Genomic DNA, 18,535 nt, shown 5'->3' with positions numbered 1-18,535 from the left:
ACCATCTCCATTTGAGGTGGTGAACATTTATTTTTAGCGTTAATTAAAACATCTTTTTAAAGCCAATTGAGGCATTAATCGGCGCTTCAACCTGCGATTTACTTCCGCCATTACTGAATTGGGTACCCAATTCACCGTAGACCTGCAGATCTCTGTCAATCGTCCAGGTCATACCGGCTGCCACTTCGGTACTGGAATACTGCTGAGAAGATTCCAGTGTGGTGGTGGTTACGGCGTTGCTGAAGTGCGTTTTGTCTTTTGAACCCAGACCCTGCCACAGGTTTACACGACCGTAAGGCTGGATTTTGCCGTGATTGGTGTCGTAATCCCCCACCAGGCGAACGCCGAGACGGGCTGTGAACGAATCCGCAGTATCCATTTTCACCTTCGTTTTGGTTGAGCCATTCAGCGTGCTGTCGTCAAAGTCACTGTACTGATAGATCAACTGAGCTTGCGGTTCCAGACTCCAGGCGCTGGCGCCTAAGCGGAACGGTTTGCCCACTTCTGTTGACGCCGTCAGCGTGTTGCCTTTCACGGTGTACGAATCGCTATTACCCGATGCTGCCAGGCGGGAATCATGGTTGCCATATTGCAGAACGTTATCAACGTACATGCCGGTTTCAGAGAACCAGGTGGCATAACCGCCAATGTAGAAACCATTGTCGTCGATATTACCGCCTTTACCGGCGCTGCCAACTTTGGTGCCATTCACGCTGCTGTCGATATCCAGGACGCTGGCGTAAACCCCGGCTTTCCAGTTCGCGCCGCCGTAGAGATCGGCACCGACCTGAATCCCGGTGGTATGGCTGCTGGTTTCAGTCCCCGTTGCATCATCCAGTTTGGTTTTTCCGGAGTAACCGATCATCCGTGCCCAGGCGCGGTTGTCTTCATCGATGCCAGGCTTGATATCATCCCCCATACGCTGGTGCATGTTACCCAGCAGGCTGAGATCGCCCTGGCGTACCACACTCGCGAGGCCGTTGATCAGCATCGTTTCTGGACGGTATTCGCTTCTGAGGTACCAGTTTTCTCCCTGACCCTGTGCGTTACCGGCGTGCAGTTGATATTCAAAGGCACCGGCCGCCATACGGTCAGAGGCCAGATGGAAGGCATCCTGCGTGCTTTGCGCGGTGGTGGTGGCGCCATTCAGCGCGGTAACAACTTCGATGCCATCGCCGACGGTCGGCGCGCCCAGTCCGGAACCGTCGACATCAAGCAGTGTACTTCCGCTCGCTTTACCGCCGTCGATGACCAAACGGTCTGCAATACCTTTACCGCTGGCGTCCTGCGACGCCGCGATGTTCAGCGTGCCGCCTTTTGCGTTGTAATCACCTTTAACGGTTAAGGTTGAGCCGACCTGTTGACCGCGGAGTGAAACATCCCCGCTGTTATCCAGTCCTGCAACCGTCTGGTTGTAACCCTGGGTGGTCAGGGTCGTACCTTCCAGAACATAGTGCTGCGATGCCGCGCTCAGGGTGTTTTCGCCACCGGCTTGCAGTTCGCCATTGGCTACCAGCGTGACGCCGCTGTAGCTGTTGGAACCTTCCAGTACCGTCGTACCGCTACCGGTTTGCAGCAACATACCTGTACCGCTGATATTGCCGCTGATGGCATAGGTATTGGCACGGTTGATATTCAACGCGCCGTTATCAACGATGTCGCCCTGGATGCCGCCGATATTGCCGCCGGTGCCCAGTTGCAATGTGCCCTGTGCGATGGTGGTGCCACCGGTGTAGCTGTTGTCCTGGGTTAACGTCAATGTCCCTTTGCCGGTTTTGGTGAGATGGCCGTTACCTTCAACGTCCGTCAGCAGTTCCACATTGTGATTGTTGGTGTCGAAGGTGCCGCCACCGGATTCCAGCGTGACCTGACGCGCCGTGTTGAAGGCTTCGCCATATTTCAGCGTACCGCCGTTAAAGGTGATGCCTGTCTCTGGCGCACCCAGATTCTTATCACCGGAAACTTGCAGCGTACCGGCCGTAATGGTGGTACCGCCGCTGTAGGTGTTGTCGCCATTGAGGATCAGCGTACCCAAATCGCCTTTATTCAGACCGCCGGTGCCGCGAATCTGGCTGTCGATGGTCGCAGTGTATTTTGCGCCATCCACGGTGCCGTCGCCGACGCGAATCAGCGTATCCGCCGTGTTGGTCGTAATCGCTTCGCCGCCGACGTGATAACCGTCAGTAGCAAACTGCGCCCCGCTGATGATGACATCCCCTTTGCTGTTATCGACGGTCACATTGCCTGCTTCACCTTCGAAGACGGCAAATGCGGCGTCGGTAAACGGCGCGTTGAGAATACCTTCCGGTGTGGATTCGTCGGTAGTCCAGTTGTCGTTGCCTTTGCTGGACTGCCAGATGCCGTCGCCGCCGTTAATTACGCCATTGTTTTTCAGCTCGCCGTTTTCACCCCCGGTACCGTCCCAGAAGCGCAGGGTGAGCCCGGCGTGATTGACCAGGTTGACCTGGTTTTTGACCGAGGTCTGCACGTACAGACTGTCTGCCGCTTCTGGCGCATCGGCAATATCCATCACATTGTTGGTCAATGTGCCGGTGTAGTTGATGACGCGGTAAACCCCAACGTCAAAACTTCCGCCCGGTGTGGTTTCAATATTCAGCTTACCGTCGAGGGTGAGATCGCCGTTCACGTTGATCAGATCGTTATAGGTGCCCCCCGGTGTGTTGGCCTGGCCGAACTGATAATCCAACTGTGAATTGTCGCTCAGGTTCAGGGAACCGGTGGTGAGTTTACCGACGCTATTCAGCGCGGCGCCCGCCGTGATGTGGCCGTTGTCTTCCACATTAACGGTACCGCCGATAATTCCGTCGCCGCCGAGCGTAGCGCCGGATTTCACCGTCACCAAGCCCGTTGCCGCAGACTGATTCCCGTTCACCAGCAGGACGCCCTGATCGACATCCGTGGTGCCGGTGTAAGTGTTATCGCCGGTTAAAGTCAGCGTACCGTCGCCGATTTTCGCCAGACTGCCGTCAGTGCCGCTGATGATGCCGCTGATGGTGTCATCAAGGCTCAGATTGCCCAGAGACAAATGCTTATCGCCCAGTTCAACGTTACCGGCACCGGAAAGTGAACCGATAGAGGTCGCGCTATTGACGCCGCGAATATCGACGTTGCCGCCCGCCTGGTTTTTCACCTGAGCCATTTCCGCCATGGCGTTATCGGCAAAGGTCATCAGCCCGTTGTTGGTCACTATCGCGGTGCCGCCGCTGGCGTCATCCTGCAGCGCCAGGGTGCTGTCGCTGGAAACCGCAATGCGTGAATTTCCTGCGGTGGTGTTGTCGGTAAACACCGCGGTTGAACCGCTGTTCAGGTTGATTTTGGCGTTATCCGCCGTCGCCTGTTGCGAGAAGATGGCTTTCGCTTTCTCGGTTAAATTCAGGGTTGAACCTGCGGCGGTGACCGTATCGGCCAGCGTTATCAGACTGTCTGCAATGTTCATGGTGAGCGATTGCAGGCTGGTGTCTGCGCCGCTGACGTTGAGCGTAGCGCCTTTGTTCACATCCACCGTGCTGCTCGCATTGCTGCCGAATGCCCCGGTTTTACTGACGTTTACCGTGACGTTGTTGGCCTTACCTGTCCCGGCAATTTCGGTTGTGCCCTGGTAGCTGTTCGCCCGGTCAAACGTCAGAGTGCTGCCCGCCGTGCTGGAGCTGCTGGTTATTTTCAGTTTACCCGCGCCCGTGATATCGCCGGTTGGGGTGAAGTGATGCGAGTTCAGATCAAAGACCTCAGCATCTTTATTCGCGCCCAGGGTGATGGTTCGATCGGTGCTCAGATCGGCGCCCAGTTGCAGCGTTGAGGCATTGTTAATGGCGAGCCCCGTTCCGGCCTGACCCAGGTTTTTGTCGCTGGAGATTTGCAGCGTGCCGCCGTCAATGCGCGTTCCGCCACGGTATTCGTTCTCGCCGGTTAAGATCAGACGACCCAAATCCGTTTTCACCAGCGTCAGTTTGTCGGCGCTGTCGCCTTCAAGAATACGCGACTCGATGGTTGCGGTAACGTCAGCCCCAGCAGCACCTTCGCCGACGCGCAGCATCAGTTCGTTGCCGCCTGCGGTGGTGGCATAACCGTTCAGCGCATCGCCTTTGACCACGTATCCGTCAGTGCCAAACTGCGCGCCGGAGAACGCAACTTTTCCTGCGGCGTCATCCACCTCAACGGTGCCTGCTTTGCCGGTAAAGATGGCGAAGGCTTTTTGTGCCCACGGCGCGTTGCCATTGCCGTCTTGCTGCGTCCAGTTGTTGTCGCCGTTATCGCCGATAGCCATCCATTTGCCGTCGCCGCCGTCGATAGCGCCATTGCCTTCAATACCGGATTTACCGTGATTGCTGCCTGACGTTTGTCCGTCCCAGAATTGCAGAGTGACACCGTTGGCGTTGACCAGGTTCACCTGATTTTTCAGGATGGTCTGGACAAAAATGTTGCTCTTATCCTGACCGCTCGGCACGCTGCCCAGATCCAGCGTTTGGTTGTCCAGGTTGCCGCCGTAGTTATAAATGCGGTAGACGCCAGGGCCGAACTGCCCGCCTGTGCTTTCGGTGACGTTCAGCGTACCGTCCAGCTTCAGGTCGCCTGCAACATCGATTAAATCGTTACGCGCGCCGCCTGGCACAAAGGCTTGACCAAGCTGGAAATCGGAGGTGGTCTGGTTGCCCAGTTTCAGATTGCCTTTAATGGTCAGCGTACCCGCGCCGCCATCGCCTGCGCTGATGGTCGTGCTGTTATTCATGGCAACGTCGCCGCCAATCACGCCAAACCCGCCCAACGTGGCACTCCCGTTGACGTCCGTCGCGCCGGTCGCTGCACTCTGATCGCCATTGATCAGCAACGTCCCGGTTTTTACCGTGGTTTGCCCTGTATAGGTATTGTCACCCGTCAGACGCGTGGTACCGTCGCCAATCTGCTGCAATGCGCCAGTCCCGGAAATAACCCCATTTAACCGTACGTCGTCAGAACGGTTGATCGCCAACAGGCCGTTATCGAGAATATTGGAAACTTCAGCAATTCCGCCACTGGTGCCGCCAACGCCTAACTGAAGCGTCCCGGTATTATCAATGGTGGTGGAGCCGGTATAGGTGTTATTGGCGGTGAAAATAGTGGTGCCGCCAGCCGCGCGTTCAAAGCGACCGTCACCGCTGATAATCCCGGAATACACTTGCTGTGCGCCGACGCCGTCGCCCTGAGTATCAAAGATCACCCGGCTGCCGGTACCGCTGGTGTTCACCGCGTAATTGTTGATCGTTGCCGCGCTGCTGCTTGCCTCACGGTGATCGCCCGTGCGCAGTGTCGCGCCATCGTTAACGGCAATGGTTTCGCTTTTCAGCTTCAGATCTTCAACGATACGCATGTCTGCCTGCGCGCCGGTGAGGGTCAACGAATCCCAGCCGTCGCCAATATTGGTGCCGGTGCTGAGGTTATCCGCCGTCAGGCTGCCAATTTTGGCCGCATCGCCGTGTGTATTGGTGAAGGTGAGGGCGTTACCGCTTCCCGCCTGGGTGGTGATATGGCGGGTTTCTTTCAGAGAGACGTCGCCGATGTTCGATTTGTTATTCCCGTTCGTGCCATCGAAATTCACTTCACCGGCAAAGGTGCCTTTATTCCAGGTAAAGCTATCGCTGCCGCGACCGGTGTTAATGATCCCGACCGTTTTGCCGCTGATATTGATGGTGTCATTTCCGAGACCTGACTGGATAGCAATCGCCCGATCGCTTGCCGCCTGAACGGTTCCGCTGTTGGTTATCGATTTACCGTTATCACCGCTGGCATCAATAACGGCTTTGCCGCTGGTGCTGTTGGAGATAATGGTTCCGCTGTTGGTCAATGCCGAGACATTTTTGGCAATGATCGCGGAATCGCCGGTCGTATCCTGAACGGTGATGTTGGCCTTAGTGGTGAGATTGCCGTTGGTTTTGGCGAGGATCCCGCTACCCGTGGCGTTGTTGGTGTCGTTATGCACCAGTACGTCGTAGCCCGTGCCGATGTTCAGATTGCCAGTGGCGTCGCTACCATCTTGTTTTTCAAAAGCAAAACCGGTGCCAGCGCCCGTTACGTTCAGTTTATTGTTGGAGCCGTCTTTCACGTTCAGCTCAACGCTGGTACGGATGCCCGGGCCGTCGTTGGCGTTGATGGTGACATTGTTAAGCGTAATGTCTGAGCGTTCCGCATTGTTCTGGATCCCCGCACCGCTGCCCAGTGCGCTGATGGTAACGCCCTGCGCGCTCAACGATCCTGCGCCGGCTTCCAGACGGATGCCGTCGGCGGTGCCGTTGGTGGTGATCTTGTCGGGTTGACCGCCTGTGCCAGAGGAGATGCTCAGGTGCGCGTCTTTGGCTAACAGAACACCGGCCGTGCCGTCATCCACCAAAATGGTGCCCAGCTTTTTAATCTGCGCATCGTCACCGGAGGCGCGAACGCCAATACCATCGGCGACATGCAGCGCAGACATGGAATTGTTGGTAAAGCGCCCGCCCTGTTGTACATCCACCCCGATGCTGTTTTTGCTGGCGAGATTGATACTGCCATTACTGCCGAGAATCAGGTCGCCCAGATTCTTCGCCACATAGGCAATGACGTTCTTACCGCCAGCGGCAGAGGTGATTTTGGCGTTGGACGTGAGCGTTGTGTCCTGAGCATTGCCGTCTTCATCTTTGCCATTCAACTTATGCGGCAGGCCGTCGACAATCCCGGCGGTGGTGTCGGTCCCGGTCAAATTGATGGTCGTTTTATCGCTGATGGTCCCGGTGGCTCCGCCTTCGATGACCAGGGCGGCGGCACCAGTGCCTTCGACGGTGAATTTGGCCTCGCCGGTATCAACCGTACTGCCCACACCGGTCGCCAGAACGCCCGTTGAATTCTCACCCTTTAAGGTCAGTTCAAGATTGGAGGGGATGTGAGTGACCGGGTTTTCAGTGTTCCCATTAAACACCGCGCCGTTGGCGATACGGAAAATGGTCGTCCGCGCCTGGCCGTTGTCATCCATCACCGCTTTGCCGATATTGGCCGTCGCGCCGTTACCATACAAATAGTAACCAATCTGGTCAGTATTATTGAAAGTAGGGCTACTGATGCTGTCGACGTTAGCCACAGCATTGTCGCGCACATGCACACCGATATTACCGGTCTCCTGCAGCGTAATGTGAGAATTCACATTGGCGGTGGCGCGATTCGCATCATTCCCTTCAACCCAAACGGCATAGTTGCGGTCAGTGGTTCCGCCGGTGCCGCCGACGGTAATAGCGCCAGCGGCGCTGGTGGTGGCTTGAGCCGCTTTGTTTGTCGCGCTGATGTGAATACCGATGTTATCGGTGCCGTTGACGTTAATTTGACCATCGTTGCGGATGACCTGGTTGTTCTCAGCACCGCTGTCACGGACAGAGATCCCGTGGTTTGGGCTGACACCGCCTGATGTGTCACCGTTCACCGTGATGGTGCCGGTGTTAATCACATTACCGGTGGCGTTGCCGATCAGAATACCCGAGGCATTACGTACGCCGGTGCCGAGCGTGATAGTACCGTTGTTGGTGACATCGCCCGCGCTTTTGGTCAGGATCCCGGCGCTTTGGCTGGAGCCGCCAGGCATTAACACATCCTGAGTCGTATCGTTGGCATTGCGTCCCAGAGAAATGGAGGCGCCTGTTTCGTTGACGAACGTGGATTTGCCATCCACTTCAACACCGTAAGCGGTACCTTCGCCAAAGGACTTACCATCTTTGCGCCCGTCCACGACATTGATTTGCCCTTTGTTAACCCCGGTCGTTTCGCCGGAAAGTTGCATCCCGATAGCCAGTGTCAGCGAGGTGTCAGGTCTGGAGTTACTCCAGGGATCGGCGGCAGAGGCAGTACCGTAGTCATCCGTGGTAATGGCCTGGTTGATGGTGCCGTTGTTGGTGACGGTACTGGAGCCTTGTCCCTGCATCCCGTACGCGCCATAGCTGTTGACGTTCTGATTGCCGTTCTTGTCGATAAACAGCCCGGAGTTGATGATGCCGTTGTTGGTGGCGGTCGAATTATCGGCCAGCATACCGACAGCCAGACTCAGTCCGCCAGAGGTACGTAACGCGTTAAGTTCACCCTCGTTATTGATGGTGCCGCCGCCCGTCGCTTTCATGACGCCATTAATACTGCCGTCAACCGCCAGAATTGAGCCTTTCTGAATTGTACCGGTGGTTCCCTGGCCGTTGGCATAGACCGCATGTAACTCGCCGCTACCCGCAGTCGCATTGTTGTCATGTGCAAGCCCGTCAGTCCAGACGTCATAATCCCAGTTGACGCTGTCGGCGGCCTTGTCGGACTTCAGCAGGTCGTCGATAAGCGAGGCATATCTTGCCTGTGCGTCAGAGACTTTTGTGACCACGCCCGCGTCCAGCCACAGCTGGATTTGGCTGACTTTTTTGCCATCAGGAGAGGTGGCGGCATCGCTGCTGTTGCCCAGCAACCAGTCATTGAACTGGGCTAACCCTGCGACATCGGTAATCGAAAAGGTCTTTTCGCCGGTATCGACAACATTTCCGTCTTTGTCATAGCCGTAGCTCGTGATGGTGACGTCGTGGCCGAAGGTATCGGTTGTCGTGCCGCTCTGAAATTCTTTACCTGGAACGACCGGCGCGGCGCCAAATTTGACGTAGTTATCCGATTGCCAGTTGACCTGACTACCCGCGTTTTGCGCTTCCAGCAGCGAGGAGTCTTTGGCCATTAACGCAATGGTATTGTCATCCGCGCCGGCATTCTGCGTATCATCGCCGATGTTCAGGTTGGCCGTCGCCCCCTTCTCGGCAAGGGCAAAGCCAAACTGCTTATAAATTTTTGTCTGATTGGCGTCGTAGGTATTTAAAACGAAGGAGCCCAGATCCATCACGCTAAGAAAATTTTCTAGATCTTTGGTGTCGAACACTTTGATCGACGCTGTCTTATCCGGGTCTGCAGGATCGGAAATGCCAAAATCAACGTTTTGCGAAGGCGTGGAGGATTGATAATGGAACAGATAGCCCGCCAGTTGGTCGACGCTGGTGATCTTCGAGGTGGTCTGACCATCGGCGCTGGTGGCCGTCAGGGTGATTTTACCGGCTTCCAGCAGTTCCTTGATGGTGGTGGAATTAACGACGCCGCTCTGACCGTACTCAATGGTTGGGAGTTTACCTGTGATGTTCAGCTCTTTTTGGGAGGCGTTCTGGTCTTCATATAAGAAACCGTAGTCAAAAGTCCCGTTGTGTACGCCTGCGGAGATCGGTTTGCTGAAGTCATTGGAAATAACATGATCGCCGTAGGTGTTCATTGGCGTTGCGGTGGCGACCATGGATACGCCGGTTAATGCGGTCGCTGCGATGATGCTCACAGATTTACGCGTGCTGCTTTTTTTCTTCCCGCGGGATAATTCGGAAACGACGACCCAGAGACCGAGCGCCGCGTTCCAAATAATGCTGTAAACCTTATTCATATATAACCCTCATCTGCATTTCTGTTTTGCATGTGTTAATACGTTGAGTTGTTGGCTGTGTTTGGCTCGCGGAGTGCTGCCTGAGTGTCGATTTTTGAAAAATAGAAAGCCCTTCCGAACGAAGCAGAATTAAAGTGGTGAAGATAAGACGCGTTATTAAAATATCTGGTGGTTAATTCCTTAAGCCAGTGAGCTACAGTTGGCTATACTGAGAAATCATATATTTCAGCCGGGTATTATTGTGTCCCAGTTTTTTGGCAATATTGCTTTTATAGGCGCTGATGGTCTTCTCGCTTTTGTGCGATGCCCCGGCGATTTGGGACAGCGACCAGCCGCGGGCAAACAGCATCATTACGTTGAACTCATTGACCGTCATTGGGTTCGTTAATGGTTTCGGCGCGCAGGGCTTTTTACCCTTGATAATGCTGGTTATTTTTTGCAGGATTGCGTCGAGAGAACCGCGAGCATCCAGAAATTCCAGGCGCATCCCGCAAACGGTCTGGAAGAGTGAGAACGTGTCTTCATCGGCTAAAACGATGATCGTCGCAGAAGGGCGCAATGACATCGTACGGATTATTCCCGCGTATTTTAATGCCTCACTTTCACTCGGGTTAATGATGAGGTAATCAGCATTATGGGATATTTCTTTTCCCGTCGACAGTGTCCGGGAAGAGTGAAATTCCATATCGACAAATAACGTTGTACCGCGCAAGATATCTCGCATGCCTAGCCAGGTGTAAAATGACTCACCTAAAAAAATAGCTTTTGACATAACGATCTCCTTGAATTTGGGTACAGCATACCGCCCCTTTTTTCAACCATTAAAAAAGGGTCTGTCTCACTTTATAAATACGGTTAGATACAGGCGTATATTCGTGCGCGTACTGAACGCTGTTCAGGCATTCTGATTTAGTCGATATTCGCTGTCTTTATTTGAATTTGTAACTATTCTTACGGTGAATATTACTCTTAGCCAAAATGTATGATAAATCGTTTATTTCAGTACACAGGGTATGATTGATAGATTTCACTTATGGATGGTCGGTAACGTCTGGTGACTCATCGGAAAAAGACAGTGAAATCCTAAGTTGTAATGATGAAAATCATTAAGAACCCTTACATTTCAGTGTGATGTCTGTCACGTTTCCTGAAGGGGTGAAGTGGTTAAGAAAATTCCTGGCATGCTGAGGGGGGAAGGACTAAAAAAAGAGGAAAATGGAGGGTGAAAAGCGGGTTTTGGTTTTTAAATCCTAAGATTTAATTTTTAATGGTGTTTTGTTCTTTGTGTTGTCAGATATTTGGTGTTTTGCTTTGAATTTAGCATTTGGTGCTAAATAACAAAATGTAACTTGCTAAGAAACGTTTTGACAGGTAGCGAATTTTCACGATTCAGCCTGCCTGGGTCTCCTGCTCAGCCTGTTTCATTTGAGCTTCCAGCGTGTCGCGGATGCCCGTCAGGGTGCGTTCTTGCTCGGATAACCAGACTTCTTTATCCTGGACGGAGGTCGCAAGACGCCAGGCGTTTTCAGACTCCAGTTCAGTAATCTCTTTTTGCAGGGCGTTAATCTGTGTTCTGAGCTGTTCTATTCTGGCACGCAGGTGTTCGGAATTGTTCAGCCTGTCGCTTGCCATCATGGGTTCCAGACCACGATGAAGCTGGGTGAGTAGCGCGCGAATAGTCGCCAGATCCGCATTCTGGCGGGCCTGGTTAAGCTGAACCATCATCTGATGGGCTTTTTCCTTCAACGCATCGGCGACGACATCCGGGTGACAGAGTCGGCTTGCCTGACGCCACAGGCGCTTAAGCTCATTGCGCTCATCCGCAGAGAGCTGTTGGCCCCGGTCATGACGATGCAGCGCATCCTGCTGCTGTTCGCGGTATTGTTCATATTCGTTATCGGCGTTTTCGCGCGCCTGGCGCGTGGCGCTCTCCTCCTGACGGGTAAAATCATTTTCCAGTTCGCGAATCTCAGCCAGCAGGGCCGTGATAAGTTCAGTCTGTTGCTGCACACGCTTTCGAACCTCCGCCGCTTCCCGGGACGTTGAGCTGAGACTTACCCAGTGCCGTTTGAGCGTCGCCAGTTGATCAATCGCCTGTGAAATGTACTGCTGGCAGGATTGGTAGTCCTTTTCTCTGCGCCTGAGCTCGGCTTCTTGTTTGCGTTGCGCACTGGCGGCCAGTTGCTGGCGTAATTCTAAAATGCGGCTCATTAATGGGCCAAGGCGGAGGTGGTACAGATCATTAAAGTCATCGAGGATCTGAATGCGGGTATTCCGCTTGTCGATCAGCGCGTGTAACTGAGACTCGAGCGCTTTCAGTTCCAGTTTGGCGGCCGCGATAGCCGGATCCTGCCATGTCGACACCGCGCGCTGAGCATCCAGCCAGGCGGTAATCTCAGCCAGGGCGTCGCTGAAACGTCTCTCTTCCAGGGCGCGGGCCATCGACCCAATGGCGGCATCCAGCGCGTCGTCTTTCAGCCAGACGAGCTGCTGCCAGATTATCTCTTCATCTTCGAGTTCGATGGCGCTTTTGACGATCTCTAGCCGTTTAATGATCTTATTCATGAAAACTGTTGCCTGGCATGGCTTAAAAATGAGTGACAGAGAATAGTTCTGAGACACCCGTTTGAAAATACAGAAAAAATATTAAAACGCATTCTGTGGTCTGCGACGCCTTTTCGTCCACCGGAATTCATGAAAATTATCTGTTTCCCGCAATATTAGGGCTTCTGTGGCGCGTTAACCGCCGGTTTTCGCGTTCTCAGCTCCGTCGGATTGTGCCTTGCGACAACGAAGTCGAAATGTTAAAAGGAGCCCCTCAATAAAAACGACACAGGGGTAGGGCGTGAAAAACGCGTCAACTGCATCTGACACCAGTGTGTCAGACGCCGCGTCGAACAGTGAACCGACGCTTCATCGAGGGTTACAAAACCGTCATATTCAATTGATTGCCCTCGGGGGCGCTATTGGCACGGGGCTGTTTCTGGGAATTGGCCCCGCCATTCAGATGGCCGGGCCGGCCGTTTTGCTGGGCTATGGTGTTGCCGGAATCATTGCCTTTTTAATCATGCGCCAGTTGGGCGAAATGGTTGTAGAAGAACCGGTTTCTGGCTCTTTTGCCCACTTTGCTTACAAGTATTGGGGACCGTTCGCGGGCTTCCTTTCCGGCTGGAACTACTGGGTGATGTTTGTGCTGGTGGGCATGGCAGAGCTGACAGCCGCCGGTATTTACATGCAATACTGGTTGCCCGATGTCCCGACCTGGATCTGGGCCGCCGTCTTTTTCATTATTATTAATGCGGTAAACCTGGTGAACGTGCGTCTGTATGGCGAGACGGAGTTTTGGTTTGCGTTAATTAAAGTGCTGGCGATTATCGGCATGATCGGTTTCGGGCTGTGGATGCTCTTTTCCGGCAGCGGTGGCGAGCACGCAAGCATTGAGAACCTGTGGCGTTATAACGGCTTTTTTGCCACCGGCTGGAACGGTTTAATTCTCTCGCTGGCGGTGATCATGTTCTCCTTCGGCGGGCTGGAATTGATTGGTATTACCGCGGCAGAAGCGTGCGATCCGCAAAAAAGCATCCCGAAAGCGGTGAACCAGGTGGTTTACCGTATTTTGCTGTTTTATATCGGTTCTCTGGTGGTGCTGTTAGCGCTTTATCCGTGGGTTGAAGTGAAATCTAACAGCAGCCCGTTTGTGATGATTTTCCACCATCTGGACAGCAATGTGGTGGCCTCTGCGCTGAATTTTGTCATTCTGGTGGCCTCGCTGTCGGTCTATAACAGCGGCGTTTATTCCAATAGCCGGATGCTGTTTGGGCTGTCCGTTCAGGGCAATGCGCCGAAATTCTTAACCCGTGTCAGCCGTCGTGGCGTGCCGGTGAACTCGTTGCTGCTTTCCGGGGCGGTCACTTCGCTGGTGGTCTTGATCAACTACCTGCTGCCGCAAAAGGCGTTCAGCCTGTTAATGGCGTTGGTGGTGGCAACCCTGCTGCTGAACTGGGTCATGATATGTCTTGCGCACCTGCGTTTTCGTGCGGCAATGCGTCGTAAGGGACGAGACACGCAGTTCAAGGCGCTGCTTTATCCTGCCGGGAACTACCTCTGCATCGCGTTTCTGGCGATGATTCTGGTTCTGATGTGTACGATCGACGATATGCGTCTGTCGGCAATGTTACTGCCCGTGTGGGTTCTGTTCCTGTTTGTCACCTTCAAACTGCTGCGCCGTAAAGCCCGCTAACGAATCGCCGATCTCATCCTGTTGATGAGATCGGCATCTTTCCTGGACGTCTAATTAGCGTTGAATCGCGCCTGATAACGACCGAATATCATTGCCGGTTGGCGACTGGTGGATGCGCAAGCCAAACTCTTCGATAACGGCAAAAATATGATCGAAAATATCGGCCTGAATGCTCTCGTATTCCAGCCAGACGACGGTATTGGTGAACGCATAAATTTCGATCGGTAAGCCGTGATCGTCCGGCGCCAGTTGGCGCACCATCATGGTCATATCTTTGCGAATCTTCGGGTGATGACGTAGATATTCATTCAGATAGGCGCGGAAAGTGCCAATGTTGGTCATCTGACGGTGATTGAGTATCGACTCCGGAGCCGATAATTGTTGATTCCATTCATGAATTTCTTGATGGCGCGAGGTTAAATAAGGCGCTAACAGGTGCGCTTTATTCAGCTTTTGCAGCTCCTCTTCACTGAGGAAATGAATGCTGGTTGCGTCAATATTGATACTGCGTTTGATTCGACGTCCACCGGACGCGGACATGCCACTCCAGTTTTTAAACGAGTCGGACACCAGCGACCAGGTCGGGATGGTGGTGATGGTATTATCCCAGTTACTCACTTTCACCGTGGTTAAGCCGATGTCGATCACCGCGCCGTCTGCGCCATATTTCGGCATCTCCAGCCAGTCGCCCAGCTTGAGCATATCGTTGGCAGAGAGTTGGATCCCGGCGACCAGTCCGAGAATGGGGTCTTTGAACACCAACATCAACACGGCAGCCATGGCGCCGAGACCGCTGATGAGAATCGCGGGCGATTGACCAATTAACAGTGAAATCATCAGAATACCGACCAGAATAGCGCCGATAAGCTTAATGCCCTGGAAGATCCCCTTCAGCGGAAGCTGAGACGCAGTGGGGAATTTTTGCGCCAGGTTTAGGATAACGTCCAGCAGGGAGAACATCGACAGCAGGGAATACATCATGATCCACAGCTGCGCACAGGTGGTCAGAATGCCTGCCGCTTCGCTGCCTTTGTGTAACCAAAGCACGGCCTGTATATTGACGATAATACCTTGCAAGGTAAACGCCAGTCGGTGGAAAAGCTTGTTCTGCGTAATAATTTGCAGCCACAGAAGGGAACTGGCCTTCGCACGCCGCTCAAAGGTACGCAGCACAACCCAGTGCAAAATAATATGCACAATAATGGCTGTCAGAAAAATAATGCCAAAAATCATCACCAGCGAGGTGGTGTGATTCATTTCAATGCCTAACTCCTCTACCTGAGATATCAATTCCTGCATAATGTCTCCTTAATAAACAGAGACCTATGATGACGGTTGTAGAGAAAATATGCAAATGCGGGCAGGGGAGGCAACGCACAGATCGTTAACCGGCCGGATCGGAGGCTACGCCTTGATCCGGCACGGAGAGTGCGTTTTAGACTTCCGTCAGGGTGGTTTCCTGAGGCAGACGCGATTTCGGTAGGGCAGCGTTAAAATCTTCGATACTGTGATGCCCGACAGGAACGACGACCAGACTGGTGTAGCCTTTTTCCGTTAAACCAAACTCGGCGTCGAGAATATCGGCAGCAAAACCTTCGATGGGAACCGCGTCAAGCCCCATTGCCGCCACGCCCAACAGGAAGTTACCCACGTTGAGGTAAACCTGTTTTGCCATCCAGTGGTTGTCGTCTTTCAGTTCTTTACGGTGCATATCGGCGAAGAACGTACGGCCTTTGTGGTTAGCGGCTTTGGCTTCCGGCGTGGCGAAACGGCCATCGATCTCTTCCTGATCCACAACGCGCGTAAGCCAGGCGTCATCCATGGCCGTTTTGGCACAGAAGACCACCACGTGGGACGCGTCGAGCATTTTGCGTTCGTTAAACACGAAATTACCGGCGGCAGATTTTGCGACGCGCGCTTTACCTTCATCAGTGCTGGCAACGATGAAATGCCACGGCTGTGAGTTGGTGCTGGATGGGCTGAATTGCAGCAGCGTTTTCAGCTTTTCAGCTTCCTCTGCGGTCAGTTTTTTGCTGGGGTCGAACGCCTTAGTGGAGTAGCGTTTTAAGGCGACAGAAACGATATCCATAAATACTCCTGAGTGTTTGGCACCCTTTGCGGGTGCGTTATCTGCCAGCAGGGTACAGGGTTGGCGCAGAAATGATAAGAGCGAAAAATGCAAAAACACTTATCCGCGCCAACGATAAATCAGGTGGGACGCAGCCGTTTCTGATCTTTTTTCGCCAGGCCATCGACCACCCGGTTCCAGGAATCGTTCACCAGATCGTGAAGCAGCGACTCGCTGATATCGTCGCCCGGATACACCGAGATCCAGTGTTTTTTATTCATGTGATAGCCAGGCTTTATGCTGGGATAAATTTGCTGATTAAGCAGTGATTTTTGTGGATCGGACTTCAGATTAATTAACGGGCGGCTTTGATGCGCTAAGGCAATCATGAAAATTTTGCCTCCCACTTTAAAGACATCGTATTCCGGGCCGAATGGCCAGCAGAGCTCGGTAAACGGCAGTTCAAGCGCGATGCGCTTCGCGCATTCATGCAGAGTTTGCCCGTCCATCATTTTTCCTCACGGGTCAGGGCGCGCCACATCGCTTCAAAACCCAGCGAGATAAATTCGCTGGCGCGGGCGGGATCGCGGGCGGCGAACTCGATGGTCGTTTCCGCCAGTGAAAGAAACAGCGCATCGCCAAACGCGCGGTATTCCTCAGACATGAAAACCGGCAGCACGGAGCGATGGCAGAGATCGCGCAGTTCGGGGAACATGTCATCAGCCTGTTGCTCTGTCTCTTTGGTGATTTTTTCACTGACCGCGAGCTGGCGAATGGTGCGATGCCCGGTGGTGTTATTCAGACCCCAGTTGATATAGCTCTTCCAGATAAAGTGGGTCAGGGTCTTGTCATCGGTAATCGAACGGTCCAGTTCCGCCATCATGGACTGGCAGAGATTCTGTTTCAGATGGAGATAAAGCGCGTTGATTAAGTCATCTTTTGTCGCGAAATAGCGAAACAACGTTCCCTCTGCAACCCCTGCGCCCCGGGCGATGACCGCCGTCGATGCCGCGATGCCGGATTGCGCAATCGCCGTGGTTGCGGCTTCCAGTAATGCCTGTTTTTTGTCTTCACTCTTCGGACGAGCCACTACACTTTACCCTTAAGTCTGTAAGAAAATACGATTGAATCACGGCATGTGCAGCGCCGCAACGGCGAATGTCAAAGATTGAAAATCATCTTGACGGGAAACGTTCGCTTTCTATAATGAGTGCTTACTCACTCATAATCAAGAGTCAGCCGCGCAAACCATCGGAAAGGCGCGCGTTTTCGGGTCAGGATATGAAGCGTCTCACAGTTTATGTGGTTTTTATTATGCTTATTGCCTCAGCAGCCAGTTTGCCGTTTGTCCTTAATCCTGGGTTTGGTCAGGCGCCGCAAGGCAGCCAATTAACCCAGATTGAACAGTCGCCGCACTATCGCGATGGCGCGTTTCGCAACACGCTGCCTACGCCGGGTTATACCGGCGATAAAGGGATGATTGCCGCGTGGTGGGAGTTTCTGGTGGCGAAGCGGGAAAATGCGCGACCGTCTCAGCCCTTGCCGCTGGTGCCTACCGATATTGCCAGTTTGCCGCAGGAGCAGGAGACGCTTATCTGGCTGGGGCACTCTTCCTGGTACCTGCAACTGTCTGGCAAACGCATTCTGATTGACCCCGTATTCAGCAACTATGCCGCGCCGTTTTCATTTTTGAACAAAGCGTTTGCCGGGAATTATCCCTGGACGGCACACACCATGCCGGACATCGATGTGCTGATTATTTCGCACGATCACTATGACCATCTGGATTACGCCACCATCACGGCGTTAATGCCGAAGATTAAACGCGCGGTCGTGCCGTTGGGTGTCGGTTCGCATCTGCGCTACTGGGGAATGAACAGCGACATCATTGAAGAGCGCGACTGGAACCAGACCGTCAGAGTCGACGACGCACTGATGGTGCATGTCCTGCCCGCCCGCCATTTTTCTGGCCGGGGCATTAAACGCAACCAGACCTTGTGGGCGAGTTTCATGTTTGAGACGCCAGAACAGAAAATTTACTACAGCGGCGACTCGGGTTACGGGCCGCATTTTAAAGCGATAGGGGAACAGTTTGGCTCCGTGGATCTGGCAATCATGGAAAACGGTCAGTACGACCAGGACTGGAAGTACATCCATATGATGCCGGAAGAAACGGCGAGGGCCGCGCAGGATCTGCATGCAAAGGCGATTTTACCCGGCCATGCAGGGCGCTTTGTGCTGGCGAAACATACCTGGGACGATCCGTATAAACGTCTGGCGTTTGCGAGTCGCAATAAAGACTACCGGTTGCTGACGCCAAAGTTAGGCGAACAGGTAAATCTGGCTGACCCCACGCAGTCGTTTACGGCCTGGTGGGAATAAGGATTCTTTTTAGAGGGGAGAGCACCATGACGATTTCCGCTCGGGTGATCGACACGATTGTTACGTGGATAGATGACAATTTAAATCAGCCGTTACGCATTGATGATATCGCGCGTCATGCAGGCTATTCAAAGTGGCATCTGCAACGGTTGTTTTTGCAGTACAAGGGAGAGAGTCTGGGACGCTACATTCGACAGCGTAAACTGCGACTGGCCGCGCGTGATTTGCGTGATACAGACCAGAAAGTGTATGACATCTGTCTGAAGTACGGCTTTGATTCGCAGCAGACGTTTACGCGGGTGTTTACCCGCACGTTTAACCAGCCGCCGGGTGCGTACCGCAAAGAAAATCATAGCCGTGCGCACTAAAAAGCCGCGGGAGGCGCAATGACACG

At 53.5% G+C, this 18,535-nt stretch carries 10 protein-coding genes; 3 read left to right on the top strand and 7 right to left on the bottom strand.

Translation table 11 applies throughout. The features are described from left to right. Nucleotides 1-43: 43 nt before the first annotated feature. The 3 genes from ACO7SM_RS15870 to ACO7SM_RS15860 all read right to left on the bottom strand — a co-directional run bounded on the left by ACO7SM_RS15870 (nt 44) and on the right by ACO7SM_RS15860 (nt 12,016). Nucleotides 44-9,451, bottom strand: coding sequence for an autotransporter outer membrane beta-barrel domain-containing protein (locus tag ACO7SM_RS15870; protein WP_490468326.1), 9,408 nt, complete (start codon nt 9,449-9,451; stop codon nt 44-46). 193 nt (nt 9,452-9,644) lie between these two features. Beyond that, nucleotides 9,645-10,223 (bottom strand): helix-turn-helix transcriptional regulator, encoded by a 579-nt coding sequence (locus ACO7SM_RS15865; protein ID WP_490468325.1) that lies wholly within the window; start codon nt 10,221-10,223, stop codon nt 9,645-9,647. 617 nt (nt 10,224-10,840) lie between these two features. Beyond that, nucleotides 10,841-12,016: a DNA repair protein gene (locus tag ACO7SM_RS15860; protein ID WP_490468324.1), complete on the bottom strand. Its 1,176-nt coding sequence runs from the start codon at nt 12,014-12,016 to the stop codon at nt 10,841-10,843. Between the two features lie 280 nt (nt 12,017-12,296). Between ACO7SM_RS15860 and pheP the strand changes: the two genes are divergently transcribed. Further along, complete coding sequence (gene pheP / locus ACO7SM_RS15855; protein ID WP_490468323.1) at nt 12,297-13,691, top strand: phenylalanine transporter; 1,395 nt, start codon at nt 12,297-12,299, stop codon at nt 13,689-13,691. A 54-nt stretch (nt 13,692-13,745) separates the two neighbouring features. On the opposite strand, the gene ACO7SM_RS15850 is transcribed toward pheP, so the two are convergent. The 4 genes from ACO7SM_RS15850 to ACO7SM_RS15835 form a co-directional block, all read right to left on the bottom strand. Further along, nucleotides 13,746-14,990 (bottom strand): mechanosensitive ion channel family protein, encoded by a 1,245-nt coding sequence (locus ACO7SM_RS15850; protein ID WP_490468322.1) that lies wholly within the window; start codon nt 14,988-14,990, stop codon nt 13,746-13,748. 136 nt (nt 14,991-15,126) lie between these two features. Then, nucleotides 15,127-15,780 (bottom strand): oxygen-insensitive NAD(P)H nitroreductase, encoded by a 654-nt coding sequence (gene nfsB / locus ACO7SM_RS15845; protein WP_490468321.1) that lies wholly within the window; start codon nt 15,778-15,780, stop codon nt 15,127-15,129. A 119-nt stretch (nt 15,781-15,899) separates the two neighbouring features. Beyond that, entirely contained in the window at nt 15,900-16,268 is a 369-nt protein-coding gene (locus tag ACO7SM_RS15840) for an MmcQ/YjbR family DNA-binding protein (protein WP_490470964.1), read from the bottom strand. After that, a complete protein-coding gene (locus ACO7SM_RS15835; RefSeq protein ID WP_490468320.1) occupies nt 16,268-16,849 on the bottom strand; it encodes a TetR/AcrR family transcriptional regulator in 582 nt (193 codons plus the stop codon). Before ACO7SM_RS15835 ends, ACO7SM_RS15840 begins: the two co-directional genes overlap by 1 nt. A gap of 191 nt (nt 16,850-17,040) precedes the next feature. On the opposite strand from ACO7SM_RS15835, the gene ACO7SM_RS15830 reads away from it, so the two are divergent. Both ACO7SM_RS15830 and ACO7SM_RS15825 read left to right on the top strand, forming a co-directional pair. Next, nucleotides 17,041-18,141 (top strand): MBL fold metallo-hydrolase, encoded by a 1,101-nt coding sequence (locus ACO7SM_RS15830; RefSeq protein WP_490468319.1) that lies wholly within the window; start codon nt 17,041-17,043, stop codon nt 18,139-18,141. A 26-nt stretch (nt 18,142-18,167) separates the two neighbouring features. Next, nucleotides 18,168-18,509, top strand: coding sequence for a RamA family antibiotic efflux transcriptional regulator (locus ACO7SM_RS15825; protein ID WP_192611489.1), 342 nt, complete (start codon nt 18,168-18,170; stop codon nt 18,507-18,509). Nucleotides 18,510-18,535 lie beyond the last annotated feature (26 nt).

The sequence above is a fragment of the Citrobacter sp. LJND-P06 genome, from assembly GCF_058188415.1.
Note: the sequence above shows the minus strand (reverse complement) of the source record. Positions and strands in the feature narration are given on the sequence as shown.